The sequence below is a fragment of the Daejeonella sp. genome (assembly GCF_044232565.1).
In the GTDB taxonomy this organism is placed as follows: Bacteria; Bacteroidota; Bacteroidia; order Sphingobacteriales; family Sphingobacteriaceae; genus Daejeonella.
In genome coordinates this window covers 1-3,554 of record NZ_JBIILQ010000267.1, presented here as the reverse complement: position 1 = coordinate 3,554, position 3,554 = coordinate 1, and the positions used below count along the sequence as shown (strand labels likewise).

The window sequence follows — 3,554 nt, the reverse complement described above, 5'->3', positions numbered from 1 at the left end:
TATTTAATCCCGGACTGCCAGAGGTTCGCCAATATATTGTAGGGGTAATTATGGACGTAGTAAAGAATTATGATATTGATGGGGTTCATTTTGATGATTACTTTTATCCCTATCCAGAACCAAAACAGCCACTGGCAGATGGGGAAATTTTTAAAAAGTACGGTAAAGGATTTAATAATATTGATGATTGGCGCCGCAATAATGTGGATACTTTAATTCATGTTCTTTCGGATAGTATACATACAGCAAAAAAATACATGAAGTTTGGGGTAAGCCCCTTTGGTATTTGGCGCAATAAATCTCAGGATCCTTTAGGCTCAGTAAGCAATGGTTTTGATGGATATGGGAAATTGTATGCCGATGCACGGAAATGGGTGCAGAAGGGTTGGTTGGATTATCTAAATCCGCAGATTTATTTCCCCTTTGGCTATGAAGTTGCTCCCTATGATAAACTAAGTGATTGGTGGGCAGACAATGCTTTTGGGAAGCATGTGTATATCGGGCAGGCAGCTTATCGGGCTATGGAGAACCGTTTGGGATGGAGTAATCGCCGACAAATACCAGATCAAATAAGATATTTAAGGAAAAATCCTAATATTCAGGGGAGTGTATTTTTTAGTTCGAAGTCTGTCACTAATAATCTGGCAGGAGTGCAAGATTCACTTCGCGCTGATTTTTATCGTTTTCCGGCACTTCAGCCTACCATGGACTGGCTTGATCAAGTAAAGCCGAATGCACCACGTAACCTTTTGGTAAAATCTAGGGCTAAAGAAGTTGAAATAAGCTGGGATGCTCCCCTAGAGGCAATCGATGGTGATAAAGCATATGGCTATTTAGTATATCGTTTTAAAAGAGGCGAAAAAATTGATTCTGAACAGGCTGAGCATATTATCCATATTTCTTTCAGCGCTACGCAAACAAGTTTTATAGATACGAAGGTGAGCACCAATCAATCCTATGTTTACGTTGTTAGGGCTATTGATCGTTTAAAAAACGAAAGTGAACCATCCAATGCGGCTTCAATAAGTGTTAAGTTTTAGGTTTTTTATAGCGCAAAAAAAAATCCGGTTCAATTTGAACCGGATTTTTTTTTAATTTATTTTTTCTTAATTCTTTGTTTCAGGAAGTAATACCAGACGGATATAATTATCTGAGAGGCGGGTTTTAGCTGCCGATTTTAAGAGTTCAGGAGTTATTTCTTTTAATGACTCCACGTATTTTAAAACCTGCTTAGGATCCTCCTCATTTTGATATTGAGTAGTTAAATAACCCAACCAGAAGTTATTATCCTTTATTTGTGTTTCAGTTGAGCGGGTTTCTTCTGCGATGAATTTTTCAATATCCAAAGCTTGTGCACCTTTCTCTTTGATTTTGTTAATCTCATCCAATGTAGAGCTTATTAGTTTGTCAACATTCTCTGGAGCACAACCAAACGAGATATTGAAGGTGTATCTACCTTTTGGCATTTTTGTGTAAGATGCACGAGCGCCAGCACCATAAACACCACCTTCATCTTCGCGTAAACGCTCAACTAGCTTGATTGTAAGCACCTCTGCTAAAGCATCTAATTGATTATTATGCTTCTCACTGTAGGTATAATCGCCACTAAATACTAGGCGAACATTTGCCTTCGGCTCCTGCCCTTTGAAAACCTTTTTCTCTATTTTGCCTGCTGGAATATTAATGCCAAGATCTTTGGCGGTTTCGTTGCGGTTTAATGCTGGCAATGACCCTAAGTATTGTTCAAGCATAGGCTTGATTTTTTCAGCATCAAAATTTCCTATAAAAATAAAGGTGAAATCACTAGCATCCGCAAAGCGCTCTTTGTAAATTTCAAAAGCTCTATCCAGACTTACCTGATTTAATTTTTCGATGCTAGGACCAGTACGGCGGACATTATAATTTCCTAAAATAGCAGATACTGAATCAGCGAAAACGCTATTTGGATCGTTGCCTCTGTTTGCTAATCCACCTTTTTGCTGTTCAATTAAGCCCTTGAAGGTTTCAGCATCCTTGCGTGGAGCAGTAAAGTATAGATAAGTTAATTGAAGCGCTGTTTCAAGATCTTTTGGCGTAGTCGATCCTGATAAGCCTTCAGATCTTTCAGCTATGTAAGGACTTACAAAAGCAATTTTACCGCTCAATAGCTTAGGTAGCTGAACCGAACTGAACTCACCAATACCACCACTTCTAATAATTGCAGTAGCAAATGATGCCGATTGGAAGTCAGCATCGCTGTAAAGTGAGGTGCCTCCGGGACTAAATGCTGAGAAGCTAATCTCATCATTTTTGAAGTCGGTAGGCTTTAAAATCACCTTTACTCCATTGCTTAATTTTAATTCTGTAACCCCAATTTCTGCGGTTTTAGACTCAGAAACAATTTTTCCACCTTTCAACTTTGCTGCAAGAAGAGGCTTATTAGAAACCTGATCAACATAGGCAATAACATTGCTTTGCTTGATTTCGCTAATCCATTTTTCTATGGCAGCTTCATTTGGTAACTTATCTTTATCCTTTTCAGGACCCATGATAATTACATCACGATTAACATCTGTAATGTATTTTTTTGAATATCCGTTAAGATCGTTTAAGGTGATGCCAGCGGTTAAGCTATTTGCTAAATTGAATTCATATTCAATACCCGGACTAGCCTCATCCTCAAGGAAGTGACGTAGGTATTCATTTACGAAACTATTAGATGGAGTTTTATCTTTTTCCTTGAAAGAAGATTCCATGCTAGTTAAATAGGATTGCTTTGCACGCTCTAATTCAGTTTCTGTGAAGCCATAACGCTGTACACGTTCAGTTTCAGTAATCACAGCTTTGAAGCCTCTTTCCATTTCTCCTGGCTTTGCCACTACTACGGCGCTATAATTATCTAAACCAGCTAGGAATGGACTGATACTTGCACCGCCTTGAAGGAACGGCGGATTAGCTTGCTTGCTTAACTCTGCAAAACGTGCACCTAACATTTGGTTGAATAATGATCTTACAATACTGCTTTTGTAATCATTTTTGGTGATTAATTTAGATTCCGGATGCTTGATTATAATTTGAGCAACACTTACTGGGAATTCTTTATCAGTTACCGTAATAAATTGGTTTTTGTTGAGTAATGGAATACTGTATCTAGTACGTGCAGGAGCTTTGTCGGATTTCTTTAGATCAGAAAATTTATCTTTGATCGTTTTTTCCATCGCATCAACATCAATATCACCAACAACAATTAGTGCTTGCAGATCTGGTCTGTACCAATCTGTATAAAATTGACGTAAAGTTGCTGGAGTAAAATTCTTAAGTACCTCCTCGGTTCCAATTGGCAAACGATTTGAATAACGTGAATTATTGAAAAGCATAGGAAGATACTGATCTTGCATACGCTGCTGAGCACCTTTTCCTAATCGTTTCTCCTCAACAACTACTCCACGCTCCTTATTAATTTCTTCATCATTTAAGGTAGCATCCTGAGCCCAGTCGCGCATGATCTGAATTCCGTTTTTTAGGATTTCAGGATCATCTGAAGGGATAGGCAGCTGATAAACGGTTTCATCAAA

2 protein-coding genes are annotated in these 3,554 nt (G+C 38.4%); one reads left to right on the top strand and one right to left on the bottom strand.

The window, feature by feature from the left end; all coding sequences use genetic code 11:
* The coding region (locus ACILQF_RS11775; protein ID WP_395627600.1) for a glycoside hydrolase family 10 protein at positions 1-1,040 on the top strand (1,040 nt) is incomplete at its 5' end.
* Between the two features lie 66 nt (positions 1,041-1,106).
* Here the strand turns inward: ACILQF_RS11775 and ACILQF_RS11770 are convergent.
* Positions 1,107-3,554: M16 family metallopeptidase (locus ACILQF_RS11770; RefSeq protein ID WP_395627599.1), on the bottom strand; the 2,448-nt coding region annotated here is incomplete at its 5' end.